Below are 16,193 nucleotides of genomic sequence, written 5' to 3'. Positions count from 1 at the left end.
CGGAGGCGGCACATCGCCGCGGGCACCGGGGCCGCGCCGATGCGTCATGCGGTCATGCCGGTCGAGGCGACAAGGGCCGCCGGGCGGCGGAGGCGGCGGCGGTGCGTCGCCGCGAACCGCGGGGGCGGGGGCGGCCGGGGCCAGCGGCGCCTGCGCGCTGGCGGGAACGGCCAGGGCCGTCAGCGACAGCGCGGCGATCGCAAGGCCGGAGATCATGGCTTTCATTGCTCTATCCTGTGTTATCGCCCTTGGATGGGCGCAGAACCGAAATCGCGCCGAATTGCGGCCCGAACCGGACGCAGGATGTCGCAGTGTATCGGTGCGGCGCCGAACCGGTGTCGAAACGTATCATTCCGCCGATCCTGCGGCTTTCGACATGATTCGCCCGCGACGGATCGCGCGCGCTGGGGCAGATGGGCGGGATGAAGGACGATCCGCACATCGCCGTCGTGGAAGACGATCGCGAGATCGCCGCTTTGGTCGCGGCGATGCTCGGCGCGAACGGCTTTCGCGTCTCGGTCGCGCATGACGGCGCCGCGCTGCGCATCCTGCTCGGGCGGCACGGCGATGTCGCGCTTGTGGTGCTCGACCTCAATCTTCCCGGCGAGGACGGGCTGGACGTGTGCCGCTGGCTGCGCCGCACCGGCAGCATCCCGATCGTCATGCTCACCGCGCGCGGCGATCCGATCGACCGGGTGATCGGGCTGGAGATCGGCGCGGACGATTATCTGGCCAAGCCGTTCGAGCCGCGCGAGCTGCTGGCGCGGATCCGCAGCGTGCTGCGGCGCACCGCGGCGATCCCGCTCGCCGAGCCGGCGCCGTCCGCCGACTTCGCCGAGACCCGCTTCGGCGGCTGGCGGCTCGATCATGGCCGGCGCCACCTGATCGCGGCGGACGGCACCGTCGTGCCGCTGTCGGGCAGCGAATACCGGCTGCTCGTCACGCTCGTCGCGCATCGCGGCGAGGTGCTGCCGCGCGAAGTGCTCCACCGGCTGACGGGCGGCGCCGACGACGTCGCGCTCGACCGGTCGATCGATCTGCGGATCAGCCGGCTGCGCGCGAAGCTCGGCGACGATCTCGACGGATCGCCGATCATCAAGACGGTGCGCGGGCGCGGCTATGTCTTCAGCGAAGCCGTCGAGCGATGCTGAACGGGGCCGGGCGCTTTGCCGATTCGATGGCGGGGCGCATCTTCGCCGTGCTGATCCTCGGGATCATCGCGGCGGCGGCGGTGGCGTCGCTGCTGGCGGGTCGGGAGCGCGACGCGCAGATCGCGGCGGAGCGCGCCGACCGCGTGGCGGACCGCGTGGTGGCCGCGATCGGCGCGGATCCGCCACCGCCCGGAACGCGGCGCCTGGAACGCGTCCCGCCTGGCGTTCCCGACAGCGCGCTCGCCGGCCGTCTGGCCGATCGCCTGCCGGGATGGCCCAGCGTGATCGCGGCGCACGTCGATCCGGCGCTGTGCCCACCCGCGCCGCCACCCGCACCCCCGCCACCTGCCGCACCGGGCGGTGTGCCGCCGCCCGTACCCGCGCCGGCGCCGTCCGGTGCGGGATGCTATGTCGTTCGGCTGGCTGGCCGTGCCGGAGCGCCGGTCCTGCTGGCGATCGATGCGCCACCGGCCGGCCCACGCGGCGCGCCCGTCGCCAGCCGGTCGTTCCTCGTCACGCTCGGGGTCGTGGTTCTGCTGCTCGCGCTGATCGTCGCGCGCATGGCGGCGCGGCCGATCGAGCGGTTCGGCGCGGCCGCGCAGGATCTCGCCGCCAATCTCGACGCCGATCCGCTGGTCGAGAGCGGCCCCGGCGACGTGCGCCGGGCGATCGGGGCGTTCAACGACATGCAGGTCCAGCTTCGCCGCACGCTCGACGAGCGCACCTATATGCTGGCGGCGATCTCGCACGATCTGCGCAGCCCGCTGACGCGGATGCGGCTGCGGCTCGAGGCGATCGCGGATGAGGCGGTGCGCGACAAGCTGATCGCCGATGCGCGGGCGATGGAGGCGTTGATCGCGGAGGGGCTGGAACTGGCGCGCCTCTCGAACGATCACGGCGTCGCGTTCGTTCCGGTCGATATCGGCGCGCTGGCCGCGAGCCTGTGCGAGGATGCGCAGGATGTCGGGCACCCGGTGACCTTCGATCCGCCCGCGCACCGGCTGGTGGCGCCGACCCAGCCCGAGGCGCTTCGCCGCATCCTCGCCAACCTGATCGACAATGCGCTGCTCCATGGCGGCGGCGCCGAGGTCCGGCTGGAGAGCGACGGCACGGCGCTGCGGCTTCATGTGGCGGACCGCGGGCCGGGCATCGCCGCCGCCGACCTGGAACGCGTTTTCGATCCGTTCCGCCGGCTCGACGCCGCGCGGCCGAGCGGGCGCGGCAGCGGGCTGGGGCTCACGATCGCGCGGCTGCTCGCCCACCGCATCGGCGCCGCGATCGGCCTCGCCGACCGGCCGGGCGGCGGATTGACGGCGACGGTGACGATCCCGCTTCGCCGCGCCTGATCGACGCCGCGGCAATCCGAGGCGTCAGGCGGAGGCTCTGCGCCAATCGACAGCGACGACGCGGCGTCCCTGCGGCGTGCGTTCGAGCTGGACCACCACGTCGACCAGCCGATCGATATAGGCGCGCAGTTCGCTCGTATCGATCCGCGCGCCGCCCTGCAGCGCCAGCATGCCGAGCTGATCCAGCGCCCGCTTGGGGCTGTCGGCATGGATCGTGGTCAACGATCCGGGATGGCCCGTATTCACCGCGCGCAGGAAGGTGAGCGCCTCGGGCCCGCGAACCTCGCCGAGCACGATCCGATCGGGGCGCAGGCGGAGCGCGGCGCGCAGCAGATCGTCGGCATCGACATGGCTTTCGCCGAGCGCGCCGCGGGTCGCGATCAGCCCGACGGCGTTCGGCTGCGCCAACAGCAGTTCGGCACTGTCCTCGATCGCGACGATCCGCTCGTGCATGGGCACCTCGCGCAGCAGCGCGTTGACGAGCGTGGTCTTGCCCGAAGCGGTGCCGCCCGACACGATGATCGTCTTGCGGCGTGCGACGGCGGCGGCGAGGAAGCCGATATGGTCGCCCGCGGCGTGCAGCCGGTCGAGCTCCGCATCGGGATCTTCCGCCGCCCGCGCGCCGACCCCGTCGAACATCGCCGTGGCGCCGAGGTCGGCGAGCGTGAAGGCGGCGGTCACCTGGCGGCGAAAGGCCATGGCGAACCCCGTGCGCGTCGCGGGCGGTGCGACGACCTGCACCCGCGTGCCGCATGGCAGTGTCGCGGAGAGCAGCGGCTCGGCGCGGCTGATCCCCTGATCGGCGGCGCGCGCCATCTGCTGCGACAAATGCCACAGCCAGTCGTCGGTGAGTGCGGGTACGGCGTGCCGGTCGATCCGGCCCACGCCGCGCTCGACCCAGATCTCGCCCGCGCCATTGACGTAGAGATCGGTGGTGTCGGGCCAAGCGAGATAGGGGCGGAGTGGCGCGAGGAAGGTCGCGAGATAATCGTCGACGGCGCGAAGGGCGGTCATCGGACCGACGGCGTGCCGGAGAAATCGAGATCGCGCGCGACGAAGACCGAGATCGCGGCGCCGGGGCGCACCGAGACGGTCGGCGCTTCGTCCGCGCCGGGGATGATCGTGGGGCCGACCGCGCTGGAGAGCTGGGGCGAGTTGGTGACGATCACCGAACCGTTGCCCCGACGCGCGGCGAGGTTGACGCCCACCTGCAACGCCGATTGCAGCGTCGCGTTGAGGAAGCGGGCGAGGAAATGCGTATCCACCTTGCCCGGCATGCCCGTGCCGCCCAGCGCGTCGGCCGCGGGCGAATCGATGCGGATCGCGACGCCGTCGGGGCGGATCAGCCGCGTCCAGGTCGCCAGCACGCGGCGCCGGCCCGAGGCGGGATCGGCGCGATATTCGCCGATCAGGCGGCTGCCGCGCGGGATCAGCACGCGGCTGCCGTCGAAGCCGCGCACGTCGCGGGCGACGATCGCGCGAATCGGGCCGGGGCGCAGCGAATTGACCGGCGTTTCGAGCGTCGCGGCCAGCACCTCGCCCTGCGCGACGATCATCGCCCGGTTGCGGATCAGGCTCGCGCGCGCGCCGCCGTCTCCCGCGATCCGGTCATTGCCCGCGCCGCCGTCGGCAGGACGCCCGGCATCATAGACCAGGGCCGATCCGCCCGTGCCGATGATCGTCGCGGTGCCGGCGCCCGGCGCCACCGGTGCGCCGGGCATGGGCGTCGTCGGAAAGGCGGCATGGGCGGGCGCGCCTTCGGTTCCGCGCGGGCCGCCGCCCATCGCCGCGGCGCGATCGGAAAATGGCGCGAGGCCCGCCATCGCAGTCGGCGCATAGGCCATGGGGCGGGCAAAGGCCGCGTCGTCCTGCGGCGCCGCGCCGTGTCGGAACGGACCGTCCGCCGGAACCGACGCGTCGATGGCGGCGAGGCCGAGCGCGCGGCCGGGGTCGCGATCGAGCGAATGCGGCAGCGGCGGCGTGCGGGCCGCGGCATAGCGTTGGTCGTCCAGCGTCGCGAGGCGCAGGCGCGGCTGCGCGTTGAGCCCGAGCAGCACGACGGTGCCGAGCGTTCCCGCCATCGCCGCCATCACCCATGTGGGCATGCCGCTGCGGGGCAGCATGACCTGCGGCCGGCAATCCTCTTCGGCGAAGGGCGCATCCATGGCGTCGGGCGTGGCGGGCGCGTCGTTCATCGCCGCACCCGATCGGCACGCGGGGCGATCCGCTGCGCGCCCGCGGTCGCATGGCCGCGGCGGAAGACGTAGCGGCGCCAGACCCGATCGACGATCAGCACGTCGCCGGCATGGCGGGTGGTGACCAGCGTCTCGTTCCCGTGCTCGTCCACCGCGTAGATCGCGGGCAGGCTGGCGGCATCGGCGAAGACGAACTGGGTGCGGACGCCATTGTCGTCCATCGAGACCGGGCGGATCTCACGCGCGCCGGACAGGCGATAGCGGCCGACGGCATCCTCCTGCACCGCCGCGGCCGGCACGTTTGGGGATGGTGCGCCCGGCAGCGGCCCCGGCCCTGCCGGGAGCGAACCCGCATAATCGAAGCGGAGCTGGAAGGCGGCCTGCGGATCGCCGTCGAAGGTCGATTGCAGCAGGAAACTGTAATGGCGTTGATCGGTGACGACTTCGACATTGGTCGAAACGCCGGTGGCGAGCGGCTTGACGAAGAGATGGTCGCCGCTCTTGCTCGGCGTGACTTCCCACGCGGCGGCATTGCCGACCGCCAGGCTTTCGATCCGTTCGTCGTCGCCCAGGATGACCGTCGCGACATAGCCGGGCGCGACGCGCAGCGTGAAGACCGCGCCGGGGACATAATGCAGCACCTGCAGCCGCGGGTCGTTCTGCGCGCCGGCGGGCGTCGCGGCGAAGGCGATCGCAGCGGCGGCGAGCGTGGCCAGAGGGTGCGCGATCCTCATTGCGACACGGCCATCGGCGGCACCGCCATCGGCACGACCGGCTGGTCGCGCGGCGGCGCGGGCGGGGGCGCTTCCGCATCCACCTTGTACGAGCCGACCGCGAAGCCGAGCGGATTCTCCAGCCGGTCCTCCACCTTCATCGGCTGGCCCGAAAAGGTGAAGGCGATCGTCGCCACATAGGGGCGAATATCGGTGTTGCGGCCGTCATAGCCGACATGCGCGACGTCGAAACGGACCTGCGCGGTGCCGGGCGACAGCATCGTCACGCTGCGGATCGTCGTCGCCAGCGCGATCTCGCGGCGCACCGATGCGAGCTGGGCCGATGGCGGATGCTGGTTCATCGCCTCGATATAGCCCGACCGCGCCGGACCGGCGGACCAGAGCGCCACCTTGCGATAGGCAGCGCGAATGCCGACCGGATCATAGCTTTCGCGCGCGACCACGTATTGCGCCAGCAGCGCGCGCTGCAGCGCCTCGTTCGCGGTGAGCGCCTTGGGCTGCGACAGATCCACGCGCTCGACATAGCCGGTGGTGCGATCGACCATCACCGCGACCGGCACGACCTGCTTCAGCGGCAGCAGCATCGCCAGCGACACCGCCTCCAGCGCGGCGATCGAACAAGCGAGGCCCGCGATCGTCCAGGCGATCCGGTGCGAGCGCGCCGACGCGGCGTCGCGATCGTCGGCCCAGCTGCGGGCGACATCGAAATAGGTGCTGCTCTGTTCGTTCATGATGGCAGATCCAGGCGCTTTCCGGGAACGGCCCGGCGACCGGCGGCGGATCGGCGCGCGCTGTCGATGAACTGGGTGCCGCGCCGGATTTCGACCGCTGCGCCCATCGGTGCGGGCAGCGCGGGTGCCGGCGTGGCGCGGGCGCGGGCGGGCCCGTCGCCGGGGACGAGTATGCGGGCCTGGGCGGCGCGCGCGATCGCCTGCGCGCGCGACGGGGCGAGCGGCACCGGCGCCTGGGCGGCGCGCGGAGCGGACGCGACCGCGAACGCGGGCGCAGGCGATCGCGCGTCGGCATCGGCGGCGGCGGGGCCGCGCGGCCGGATCATGCGCTCCACGCGGGCGGGAAGGTCGAGCCCCCCGGCCATGCGCTGCACCGCGACGATCAGCGCGACGTCGACCAAGGCGAAGATCCAGACGATCGCGCCCAATCCCGGCACGTCCGCGGTGCCGGCGCGCGCCGCCGCGACGACCGGGCCGGCGAGCGCCTGCAATTCGAGCGAAAGCGACAGCGGGATGACAAGGCAGGCGAGCGCCGCGCCGACCAGCGCGCGCAGCCAGCCGACGAACAGCCCCTGCGCGGTTTCGAACAGCCACGCCGCCATGGCGAGCGGCCCGATCGCGAGCAGCAGGCCGAGCACGAACCGCGCCGCGATCCACGAGCCCGCACCGGTGACCGCAAGAATGCCGGCGGCGGCGTGGCGCCCCGATCCGGGCAGGCCGTCGCTGACCGTGACGGGCATTTCCGATCCGCCTGCCGCGGGCGGCCTGGCGGCGGTGTTGGCGGGCGCCGTCGCCGCGGCGGGCCGTGCGGGCGGGACGGTGTCGATCGCGTCATAGGCGTTCTGCAACCGGTCGACGAGCGATCCCGTCTCGATGCCCGCGGCGGGAAACATCACGTCGGCGAGTTCCGCCGGGCCCTGCATCGCGACGCGGTAGACGAGCCGGTCATAGGCGGGCCAGCTTGTCGCGAGCGCGATGACGAAACCGAAGCGGATCAGCAGCGCAACGGCGTCGGCAGGCAGCAGCGATCCGCCGCCGGCGAGCAGGCGATAGCCCTCGCGCGCGACCGCGATGGTCAGCAGGCCGGTGAGCGTCGCGGCGAAGAGGCCGCTGGTGGCAAGGCCGTGCCAACCGTCGCCGCCGAGCGCGGCGGTGCGGCAATCCGTCATGCCGATCAGGCTGCGGATCAGCGCATCGGGATTGACCGTGCCGCACGCGCCGCTCATGCCGCCGCATCCAGCAGGCGCGGCACCCAGGCGAGCGGATCGTCGCCCACCTCGGCACGGATCGCGTCGAGCCGGCGCACCGTGCTCTCGCGGCCCGACAGGATGGTCAGCAGGTCGCGCTCGCCCGAAAGGTCGAGCTGCGCGACGACGCTGTCGCGCCCATGTTTGACGAGGAACGCGCGCGAGCTGTCGGGCAGCATGCGGACGAGATCGAATTCGTGCCGGGTGAGGCCGAAGCCGTCGCAATAATGTTCGGGTCGGGCACGGGGATTGGGCATGAAGATCTGGGTCGCGGCCTGCTCGACGATCGCCGAGGCGATGCGGCTGTCCACCGCATCCTCCGCGCTCTGCGTCGCGAAGCCGACGATGCCGTTGCGCTTGCGGATCGTCTTTTCCCAATCGCGGATGCGCGCGACGAACACGTCGTCGTCCAGCGCCTTCCACCCTTCGTCGACGACGATGATCGTCGGCGATCCGTCGAGCCGCTCCTCGACGCGGTGGAACAGGTACATCATCGCCGGCGTGCGGGTGCGCGGATCGTCGAGCAGCCGCGTCATGTCGAACCCGATCACGCGCTGGTCGATGCTCAACGCGTCGCGGCCATTGTCGAAGAGCCAGGCATGTTCGCCCGACCCGATCCATGGCGCGAGGCGCGCGCCGAGATCGCCGGCATGCGGGCGCGTGCCGCCGCGCAGCAATTGCGCGAAGACGCCGAGCCGGCGCAAATGGACGGGCGCCTCCATGTTGATCGCGACCGCGCGCTCGATCAGCGCCTGGTCTTCGGGCGACAGAGGGCGGCCATCGTCGACGAGACGCCCGACCCAATCGACGAGGAAGCGGCGGTTCTCGCTGGTATCGGGCAGCAGCAGCGGGTTGAGCCCCGACGGGCGGCCCGGCCGCAGCACGTCATAGGTGCCGCTCAGCGCGCGCAGGAACGGTTCGGCACCGCGATCCTTGTCGAAGAACACGACGCGGGGGCTCAGCCGCTGCGCCTGGGCGAGCAGGAAGTTCAGCACCACCGTCTTGCCCGAGCCGGACGGCCCGATGACGGTGAAATTGCCGAGATCGCCCTGATGGAAGTTGAAATGATAGGGTCCCGCCGCGGTCGTCTCCAGCAGCGCGATCGCCGGGCCCCAGTGGTTGCCCGTTGCCTGGCCGACGGGAAAGCTGTGCCAACTGGCGAGGCTGGCGAAATTGCGCGTCGAGATCAGCGCGCGGCGCGCGATGAACGCGTCGTTGCCGGGGAATTGTGCCCAGAAGGCGGGCTCCAGCCCGATATCCTCGCGCACCGCGACCATCGCGAGATCGGTGAGCGTCGCCTGCACGTCCGCCACCGCGGCGTCGACGGCCGCCGGGGTGTCGCCGTGAACGGCGATGGTCAGATGATGTTCGCCGAAACCCGCGCGGCCCGAGGCGACCGCGTCGCGCGCCTCGACCAGTTCGTCGCGCAGGCCCAGGGCGGCATCGTCGGCGGCGAGCATCCGGCGCAGCGTCAGGTTGAGCCGCGACAAGGCGGCGGCGCGCTCGACAAAGGCGAAGCTTTGCGTGATCGTCATCTCGATCGGCAGCCGGTAAAGCGAATCGAGCATGCCGGGCGTCGTCAGGCCCGGATAGTCCTTCACCGAGACGATCGCGGAGAAGCGCCGACCGCTGTCGCCCGTCGCGGCGAGTTCGAGCGTCTGCGCGCCGAAGCTGACGCGGCGCGCGGGCAGATAGTCGCCGACATCGCCGTCGGGCAGGCGGACGCGGGCGCTGCTCGCCATTGTAGAGCGCGGCGAGATATTCGAGCGGCTCCGATGCCGGCCCCTGCGCGGTGTCGTAGGTGTCGAGCGTGGCCGGACGATAGGCGGCGAGCGACGACACCAGCGTCTCGCGTGCGGCGTCGAGCGCGCGGATCTCGGCGACGCGGGCGGCGGCGCGCTCGTTGTGGCCGGCGACGCGGCTGCCGATCCAGCGGCCGATGCCGCGCGCGCCCGGCTCCGGGCGACGCAGGATGGCGAGATAGAGGCTGTTCGCGAACAGCGCGCGGGCCTCGCGCCGGTCGTTCCAGATCGCCTCCACGGTGTTCGAAAAGGCATCGGGAAACACGCCCGGCAGCATCGGGCGCACGCGGCGGCGCAGCACATGGTGGTAGATCGCGAAGCGCGAGGAGCCGATCGCCTGGAGCATCGCATCGCGCAATTCCTTGCGGTAATCGATCTCTTCGCTGTCGGCGGTCTCGAACAGGAAGCCGTCGAGCCGCAGCACCTGCATCAGCCGGCCATCGCGCAGCAGGATCGTGTGGCGATCGAGCTGCGCCGCATAGGGCAGCATCGATCCCGCCGATTTCTCGGCCGCGATCGCGGTGCGCCCCGGCGCTACGGGCGATAGGAGTTGCATTGCCAGAATCTGTGGTTCTTGACCCGCGGGCAGCGGCGCAGGCGCACCATCCACAGATCGATCAGGCGCGGTTCGCGCAGGCAGCCGAGCCAGCCGATCGCATGGACGATGATACCGGCGACCAGCACCAGCGGCGTGCGGAAGATCAGGAACAGCTCCAGCATCAGGATGACGTTGCCGATCACGAAGCCGAACGGCACGCCCGCCAGCATCGTCGGACGCGTCATCGCGACGAACAGGGGATCGCTGTTCAGGCCGTTCACGGGCGGCGTACCTTAAAAGCCGGTCTGGGCGGCGGACTGGATGCCGGCGACGATGCTCGCCGCGCCGAACAGGATGAAGCAGCCGACGATCACCGCGGCGCCGTGGCGCCAGTTCATCCGGCCCGTCAGCATCATCATGCCGACGAACGCCACCGCGATCACCGCCACGGCGGTCGCGACGGTGCCGAGCAGCGTGCCCTGCAACCACTGGACCGCGCCGACGATCGCACCCGATCCGGCAGGATCGCCCGCCATCTGGGCCTGGGCGGGGGCGGCCGAGGCGGCGAGAGCGGCGAAGGCGCTGCCAATCCCGAGCCACCGGCGGTGGCGCGTGCCTTCGGGAACAAGAGGATAGGGCATAGGGGTGATGATCCTCGGACGGGCGCAACCGCCAGACGGCTGCGCACCCATGATGCTAAGCTGCGATGCTTAAATGGCCGTTAAGCCGACTGATCCCGATCAAGGTAGCGGCGTGGTGACGGTGAAGCTCGAATTGGCGTGTGCGTCCGCGCTGTCGTCGTTCTGCATGATCCACAGCCCGTAATCCTTGTGCCGGATGAAATAGCCCGGCCAGGACAGGGACTCGAGCGACACCGCCGACAGGCTCGTCGCCCCGTTCAGCGACGGACGCACGCAGAAGGTGGCGTCGCGCCGATTGGCGGCGACGCCGTCATCCTTCATGAGACGGAGCTGGAAATTGGCGTGACGCAAGAAGAAGCCGGGATAGTTCTTCGATTCCAATGACACGCAGGTCGTGTCGGCGAGCCCCGGCCGGACGATGAACGACGCGTCGAGCTTGTCGCCCGCAGAACTGGCGCTGCCGATCTGCGCGATATAGCCGATGAAATTGGCATGGCGCACGAGATAGCCGGGTTGGCTCATCGCCCCCATGCTGGCCGCCGCCTGCGGCACCAGCCCGGCAGCGCTCGTGCGGAAGGTCGAATCGGCCGCCGCGCTCGCGGTGCCGTCATATTTGATCAGCCACGTCTCGAAATTCTTGTGCCGGATGAAATAGCCGGGCCAATCGAGCGATTCGAACGACAATGTCGCGGGATCGGCACTGCCGTTCAGCGCGCCGCGCGGGCAGAATGTCGATCCGCGCTGCGACGCAGCGCTCGTATCGCCCAGCTTCAGCTTAACGCGAAAATCTTCGTGCTGCAGGAAATAGCCCGGGTAATTGACCGCTTCGAACGAGAGGCAGGTGGCGTCGCCACGCCCCGCGCGCACGATGAACGATGCGTCGAAGCGGCTGAGCGCATCGCTCTTGCTGGTGATCGGGGCGATCATGCCCAGGAAATTCTGATGGCGGATGAGATAGCCCGGCCACGTCGCCGGTTCGAACGCGATCGACGCGCCCAGGCTCGGGGCCTGCTTGGCGGGGACGATCTGCCCTCCCTGGGTGGGCGTCGTGCCGCTACCCGGAGCCGCCGCGCCGATCGCCACGATCGTCGCGGCCGACGGCACGCCGGCGGTGTTGACCACCGACAGCTCGTAATAGCCCGGCGGAGCGAGGTTCGGCGATGCCGGCACCGTCACGCCGATGCCGTTCGCGATCGGCGTAAAGGCGAGCTTCATGCGCCGCTGGTTGGAATTGAAACCGTGCGTCACCGCCGCGGTGGCGATCAGCGACACCTCGCGGATCGTGCCCGCGCCGCCCGTCTGCAACTGGATCACGTCGCCGTAATTCGCCGTGTTCTTCGACAGGCTGATGATCTGCGGGCGGGCGGCGAGCACCGAGCCATTGCCCTGTCTGGCGAACAGATAGGCCGGATAATAGATATCGGCGTTGAGGTTCGTGACCGGACCCGGGATGCCGCCGCCTCCGACCAGCACCGCGCCGTCGAGCAGGAGCATCGCCGACGAATGATAGCTGCGATAATTGGCGCTCGCCGCGCCGACCGTCCAGCTGCCGGTGCCGGGGTCCCAGGTCTCGGCCGAATAGACGCCGGCCGCCTGGCGATCGCCCTGCCCGGTGCCGCCCGTCACGACGACGCGGCCATCGGGCAGCACGGTGGACGTGGCCCATTGGCGCGCCGCGTTCATCGGCTGCCCCTCCGTCACCTTCACCGTGCCGCTGGCGATCTGGGTGATGTCGAACAGCGTGGCGTTCGCGCTCGAGAGCGAATCATAGCCATTGTAATAGCCGCCGCCGCCGACCTGCAGGATCTTGCCCGTATCGTACATCACCGCGGTCGAGGTCGGGCCGGAATTGATCCGCGAGGTCATGCCCGGCGGTGTCTTGAAGTCGCCGATGGTGCGGATCGCGCCGTTGCCGTCCAGCCGCATTTCCCAGATCTTGTCGGTGGAGATGCCGAACAGCGTGCCCGCCGGCGACACCCATTGGCGCGGATACCACCAGCGCGCGTTCTTCGCGCCGAACGCGTCGGTGCTGTACGCGCCGATCAGGCTGCGCCATCCCTGGCCGGGCGTATAGACTTCGGGCGTCGAGGAGACGTCGTTGGCCGCATCGGCGCGGTTGGGATCGGCGCTGGTATAGGGAGCGCCGCCGCCGGTGATGATCGCGCGGCCATCGGGCAATTTGGTCATCGTCGCGTACCAGCGCTGCGCCGTCAGGTCGTAGTCGCGCGCCGGCGTCGAGGTCTTCCAGTCGACCACCATGCTCTCGCGGCTGGAATAGCCGCTGGTGCTCGAAGCGCCGCCCGACGTGAGCAGCCGGCCATCGGACAACAGGGTGGCCGAGGAGCAGAAGCTGTCGACATTCTGGGCATTGGGCACGATCTGGAACGCGCCGGCGGCAAGGCCCTTGTGCGGATCCCAGAATACGAGCGTGCGGCCGTCCTTCACGCTCCCGCCCTGCGGCGCGCCGAGCGTGAGGATCCGGCCGTCGGGCAGCATCGCCGCATGGATCGCGACGATCGGCCATGCCGCGGTCTGCGACCACATGCCCGCTTGTGCCGCATTGGCGGGGATGGCCAGATTGGCGAGCAGCGGATCGGCAGTCGCGTCGGCGACGATCGGGTAGATCGCGGCGGGAGTCTGCGCCTGTTGCGCCTGCGCGGCCAGCGGCGTCAGCGCCGTCGCCGCGACGATGGCGGCGCGCCGCGTCAGGCAGCACAGCGACGAACGGGGGAAGGGAGCCATGGCGTAGGGGTTCCGGTGCAGAGGGGTTGGAAGGGCATCGGAAGCGTCAGCTTCGCGTCGCGGCCAGCGTCAGCAGGTCGGCGCGCAGCCGGGCGTCGGAGAGTGGCGCACCGGCATAGCGCTGGATCATCCGGTGGCGGGCGTCGAACATCCACAACTCGCTGGAATGGAAGCCGAAGCCGCCGCCGCCGGGGCGCATCGCCGAGAAGGTGGACGTCAGCCGCGCGACATCCTGCGGGCGGCCGGTGACGAAGCTCCAATGGCGGGTGTCGGCGCCGAACCGGCGGGCGAAGCGGCCCAGCGCGGCGGGCGTGTCGTTCTGCGGATCGACGCTGACCGACAGCAGCGCGACCGTGTCGCGCAGCGCCGGGGGCAGATCGCGGTCGAACCGCGCGAGCTGCGCGGTCTGCATCGGGCAGGTCGAGCCGCAGCGGGTAAAGATGAAGTTGACCAGCACCGAGCGACCGGCGAAACGCGCTGCGGTCACCGGACGCCCGGCCTGATCGATCAGGCCGGGCAGCAGCGGCGTCAGCGTGTCGACATCGGCGGCCGCCGTCCGTGCCGCGATCGACGCGGACGCAAGTGGCAGGATGGCCGCGACGACCGCCATTCTTACGACCGATGCCACATGCATGGCGCCTCCCCGGCCATCAAGGGCGCGCGGGATGGACACGCCGTCCGGGTTCATCGATGGCGTGGGCCGCGATCCGCGACGTGCCGCTGCGATACGAGATGCCATGATGCTCATGGTAAGGCCCGATGCCACGGAAGCGTTAACACGAGCTTGTCTAGACAGGGTTAAGCATTCTTCCGAAAAATGGTCTTTGCGTCGTGACCGATTCATGACACGGGGCGGCATGCTGAAATTCCGGATCAAGCGCGAAGCTGAGCAGAACATGCGTGCGGCCAAGCGGCTGGACGAGATCGCGATTTCCATCGCGGCGCTGGGCGACGAGGACCTGCTCGATCTTGCCGACATCTTCCGCCACCAGCCGGAAACTCCGATCTTCCGATGGGCCTCCACGGAGATGGCGCGGCGTAAAATAACGCTGTGATGCCGTATGTTAGGCCGATCGCCTGTTTGGCCATCGGCCGCGAGACCATCGGCGCTTCACATGCCGGAGGGAACCCGATCGCCCCGATAGCGCTTCACAGCATCTCTATCGAGGAAAGCCGATCGTGCGTGCGCAAGACAAAGAAACCACGGACAAAATCCTTCGCGGTGCGCTGTCGGGGCTGATCGCGGGGGCGACGGCCTCGTTCGTCATGGATCGCTTTCAGGCCGCGGTCGCCGCGATGGCGTCGAAGGACGGCGATGGTGACGCGGAGCCCGCGACGGAGAAGGCGGCGGACGGGATCGCGCGGACGTTGACGGGGGGTGCGGTGTCCCAGGCGGACAAGCCGCTCGCCGGGCAGGCGGTCCATTATGCGCTCGGGATCGGCCTCGGTATCGCTTACGGCGTAGCGGCCGAGTTCCAGCCGGCGGTCACCACGGGCTTCGGCGCCGTCTTCGGCCTGGGGACGGCCACCGTGATGGACGAGGCCGTCGTCCCCGCGCTCGGGCTGGGACCGGCGCCGTGGAAGGCGGGGATCGGCACCAATCTCTACGCCTATGCATCGCATCTGGTCTTCGGCGGAACGACCGAGCTTGTTCGGTCGCAGGTGGCGAGCACGCTTCGATCCTGAACGGCGGCCCCGCATCTCACGACCGTCAGCCGTCTTCGGCGCATCATCGACCAAGGAATATACCCATGACCCTGTCCCGACGCGACCTGATCGCCACCGCTGCGGCTGGAGGAACGATACTGGCCACCAACGCGGCGGCGCAGAGCGGCCCGCAACCCGTCCAGGGCGGGCAGGGGGCACCGATCATCGGCCCCCGCAACCCGGCGCGCGAGGCCGAGGATCCGAACACGATCAGCCCGCCCAGCACCGATCATGGCACCATCCCCAACCTCAAATGGTCGTTCGCCGACAGCCATATGCGGCTGGAGGAAGGCGGCTGGGCGCGCCAGACGACGACGCGCGAGCTGCCGATCTCCAAGGAGATGGCGGGCGTCAACATGCGGCTCAAACATTATGTCGTCCGCGAGATGCACTGGCACAAGGAGGCGGAATGGGCCTTCATCCTGAAGGGCAGCGCGCGCATCACCGCGGTCGATCAGGAAGGGCGCACCTTCGCCGACGACGTGCACGCGGGCGATCTCTGGTATTTCCCGGGCGGCATCCCGCATTCGATCCAGGGCCTGCCGAGCGCCGACATCGACGGCGTCGAGTTCCTGCTGGTGTTCGACGATGGCGATTTCTCGGAAGATTCGACCTTCCTGCTGACCGACTGGCTGGCGCACACGCCACGCGACGTGCTCGCCAAGAATCTGGGCGTTACCGAGGATCAGCTCGCACCCCTGCCGAAGAAGGAGCTGTACATCTTTCCGGGCGCCCCGCCGTCGCCGACGCTTGCGGGCGACACGATGCACGGCAACGGCAAGGTGCCCGAAAGCTTCAGCCATCGCATGACCGCGCAGGCCCCGATCAAGCTGAAGGGTGGTGAGGTGCGCATCACCGACACGCGGCAATTCCCCGCATCCAAGACCATTTCCGCCGCGCTGGTCGATCTCGAGCCGGGTGCCTTGCGCGAACTTCACTGGCACCCGAACGGCGACGAATGGCAATATTATATAGAGGGCCAGGGGCGGATGACGGTGTTCGCCAGCGAATCCAAGGCGCGCACCTTCGATTATCAGGCGGGTGACGTGGGCTATGTCCCGCGGGCGATGGGCCATTATATCGAGAATACCGGCACGACGCGGCTGCGCTTTCTCGAGGTGTTCCGTGCGCCGCTGTTTCAGGATCTGTCGCTCACCCAGTGGCTCGCGCTGACGCCGCATCAACTGGTCCAGTCGCATCTCAAGATCGATCGCGCGCTGATCGACGGCCTTCCCGCGACCAAGCAGCTCGTAGTTCGCTGAGCCTGGGCAGGGGTTGCAAGACGAGGCGGCGGGCGGCAGGCGGCGGCCGCTAAAACTAAGGTTGTGGCGCGCCCATCGGCGGGCCATGCGCCACGAG

Annotated in this window: 14 protein-coding genes and 2 pseudogenes; 5 read left to right on the top strand and 11 right to left on the bottom strand. The window is 70.0% G+C overall.

Going from position 1 to position 16,193, the window contains the following annotated elements; translation table 11 throughout:
• Positions 1–225 (bottom strand): annotated as a pseudogene (locus tag OXQ95_RS04380) (hypothetical protein); the annotation flags it as partial.
• 197 nt (positions 226–422) lie between these two features.
• Here OXQ95_RS04380 and OXQ95_RS04375 point away from each other — a divergent pair.
• Together OXQ95_RS04375 and OXQ95_RS04370 are read left to right on the top strand one after the other, a co-directional pair.
• A complete protein-coding gene (locus OXQ95_RS04375) occupies positions 423–1,151 on the top strand; it encodes a response regulator transcription factor (RefSeq protein ID WP_267380063.1) in 729 nt (242 codons plus the stop codon).
• Entirely contained in the window at positions 1,145–2,497 is a 1,353-nt protein-coding gene (locus OXQ95_RS04370) for an ATP-binding protein (RefSeq protein ID WP_267380062.1), read from the top strand. The genes OXQ95_RS04375 and OXQ95_RS04370 overlap by 7 nt, the downstream gene beginning before the upstream one ends.
• 24 nt (positions 2,498–2,521) lie before the next feature.
• On the opposite strand, the gene virB11 is transcribed toward OXQ95_RS04370, so the two are convergent.
• From virB11 to OXQ95_RS04320, 10 genes and pseudogenes are all read right to left on the bottom strand, one after another.
• Entirely contained in the window at positions 2,522–3,511 is a 990-nt protein-coding gene (gene virB11 / locus OXQ95_RS04365; RefSeq protein ID WP_267380060.1) for a P-type DNA transfer ATPase VirB11, read from the bottom strand.
• A complete protein-coding gene (locus OXQ95_RS04360; protein ID WP_267380058.1) occupies positions 3,508–4,692 on the bottom strand; it encodes a TrbI/VirB10 family protein in 1,185 nt (394 codons plus the stop codon). Before OXQ95_RS04360 ends, virB11 begins: the two co-directional genes overlap by 4 nt.
• On the bottom strand, positions 4,689–5,426 hold the full coding sequence (locus OXQ95_RS04355) for a TrbG/VirB9 family P-type conjugative transfer protein (RefSeq protein ID WP_267380056.1): 738 nt from the start codon (positions 5,424–5,426) through the stop codon (positions 4,689–4,691). Before OXQ95_RS04355 ends, OXQ95_RS04360 begins: the two co-directional genes overlap by 4 nt.
• Complete coding sequence (locus OXQ95_RS04350; protein WP_267380054.1) at positions 5,423–6,157, bottom strand: VirB8/TrbF family protein; 735 nt, start codon at positions 6,155–6,157, stop codon at positions 5,423–5,425. Before OXQ95_RS04350 ends, OXQ95_RS04355 begins: the two co-directional genes overlap by 4 nt.
• Positions 6,154–7,383 (bottom strand): type IV secretion system protein, encoded by a 1,230-nt coding sequence (locus OXQ95_RS04345; RefSeq protein ID WP_267380052.1) that lies wholly within the window; start codon positions 7,381–7,383, stop codon positions 6,154–6,156. The genes OXQ95_RS04350 and OXQ95_RS04345 overlap by 4 nt, the downstream gene beginning before the upstream one ends.
• A pseudogene (locus tag OXQ95_RS04340) lies at positions 7,380–9,762 on the bottom strand (VirB4 family type IV secretion system protein). Before OXQ95_RS04340 ends, OXQ95_RS04345 begins: the two are co-directional and overlap by 4 nt.
• Complete coding sequence (locus OXQ95_RS04335; protein ID WP_242095946.1) at positions 9,741–10,025, bottom strand: VirB3 family type IV secretion system protein; 285 nt, start codon at positions 10,023–10,025, stop codon at positions 9,741–9,743. The pseudogene OXQ95_RS04340 and the gene OXQ95_RS04335 overlap by 22 nt, the downstream one beginning before the upstream one ends.
• A 12-nt stretch (positions 10,026–10,037) precedes the next feature.
• Complete coding sequence (locus OXQ95_RS04330) at positions 10,038–10,385, bottom strand: TrbC/VirB2 family protein (protein ID WP_267380050.1); 348 nt, start codon at positions 10,383–10,385, stop codon at positions 10,038–10,040.
• Positions 10,386–10,484: 99 nt separating this feature from the next.
• Positions 10,485–13,127 (bottom strand): AbfB domain-containing protein, encoded by a 2,643-nt coding sequence (locus OXQ95_RS04325; protein ID WP_267380048.1) that lies wholly within the window; start codon positions 13,125–13,127, stop codon positions 10,485–10,487.
• A 46-nt stretch (positions 13,128–13,173) separates the two neighbouring features.
• Positions 13,174–13,737, bottom strand: a complete 564-nt coding sequence (locus OXQ95_RS04320; protein WP_267380046.1) for an SCO family protein — start codon at positions 13,735–13,737, stop codon at positions 13,174–13,176.
• Between the two features lie 55 nt (positions 13,738–13,792).
• Here OXQ95_RS04320 and OXQ95_RS04315 point away from each other — a divergent pair, with 55 nt between their 5' ends.
• From OXQ95_RS04315 to OXQ95_RS04305, 3 genes are all read left to right on the top strand, one after another.
• Positions 13,793–14,182 carry a hypothetical protein gene (locus OXQ95_RS04315; protein ID WP_267380044.1) on the top strand — a complete coding sequence of 130 codons (390 nt, stop codon included), beginning with the start codon at positions 13,793–13,795 and terminating at the stop codon, positions 14,180–14,182.
• A gap of 124 nt (positions 14,183–14,306) precedes the next feature.
• Complete coding sequence (locus tag OXQ95_RS04310; RefSeq protein ID WP_267380042.1) at positions 14,307–14,813, top strand: DUF1440 domain-containing protein; 507 nt, start codon at positions 14,307–14,309, stop codon at positions 14,811–14,813.
• 65 nt (positions 14,814–14,878) lie between these two features.
• On the top strand, positions 14,879–16,096 hold the full coding sequence (locus OXQ95_RS04305) for an oxalate decarboxylase family bicupin (protein ID WP_267380040.1): 1,218 nt from the start codon (positions 14,879–14,881) through the stop codon (positions 16,094–16,096).
• Positions 16,097–16,193: the final 97 nt, after the last annotated feature.

The organism is Sphingomonas sp. GC_Shp_6 (assembly GCF_026540835.1).
GTDB lineage: Bacteria > Pseudomonadota > Alphaproteobacteria > Sphingomonadales > Sphingomonadaceae > Sphingomonas.
This window is presented reverse-complemented; position numbering and strand designations above follow the sequence as displayed.

Coding starts and splice junctions, on each gene's coding strand:
- OXQ95_RS04375 (WP_267380063.1), top strand. CDS start 423: ATGAAGGACGATCCGCACATCGCCGTCGTGGAAGACGATCGCGAGATC.
- OXQ95_RS04355 (WP_267380056.1), bottom strand. CDS start 5,426: ATGAGGATCGCGCACCCTCTGGCCACGCTCGCCGCCGCTGCGATCGCC.
- OXQ95_RS04315 (WP_267380044.1), top strand. CDS start 13,793: ATGGACACGCCGTCCGGGTTCATCGATGGCGTGGGCCGCGATCCGCGA.
- OXQ95_RS04325 (WP_267380048.1), bottom strand. CDS start 13,127: ATGGCTCCCTTCCCCCGTTCGTCGCTGTGCTGCCTGACGCGGCGCGCC.
- OXQ95_RS04360 (WP_267380058.1), bottom strand. CDS start 4,692: ATGAACGACGCGCCCGCCACGCCCGACGCCATGGATGCGCCCTTCGCC.
- OXQ95_RS04345 (WP_267380052.1), bottom strand. CDS start 7,383: ATGAGCGGCGCGTGCGGCACGGTCAATCCCGATGCGCTGATCCGCAGC.
- OXQ95_RS04330 (WP_267380050.1), bottom strand. CDS start 10,385: ATGCCCTATCCTCTTGTTCCCGAAGGCACGCGCCACCGCCGGTGGCTC.
- OXQ95_RS04350 (WP_267380054.1), bottom strand. CDS start 6,157: ATGAACGAACAGAGCAGCACCTATTTCGATGTCGCCCGCAGCTGGGCC.
- OXQ95_RS04305 (WP_267380040.1), top strand. CDS start 14,879: ATGACCCTGTCCCGACGCGACCTGATCGCCACCGCTGCGGCTGGAGGA.
- virB11 (WP_267380060.1), bottom strand. CDS start 3,511: ATGACCGCCCTTCGCGCCGTCGACGATTATCTCGCGACCTTCCTCGCG.
- OXQ95_RS04370 (WP_267380062.1), top strand. CDS start 1,145: ATGCTGAACGGGGCCGGGCGCTTTGCCGATTCGATGGCGGGGCGCATC.
- OXQ95_RS04320 (WP_267380046.1), bottom strand. CDS start 13,737: ATGGCGGTCGTCGCGGCCATCCTGCCACTTGCGTCCGCGTCGATCGCG.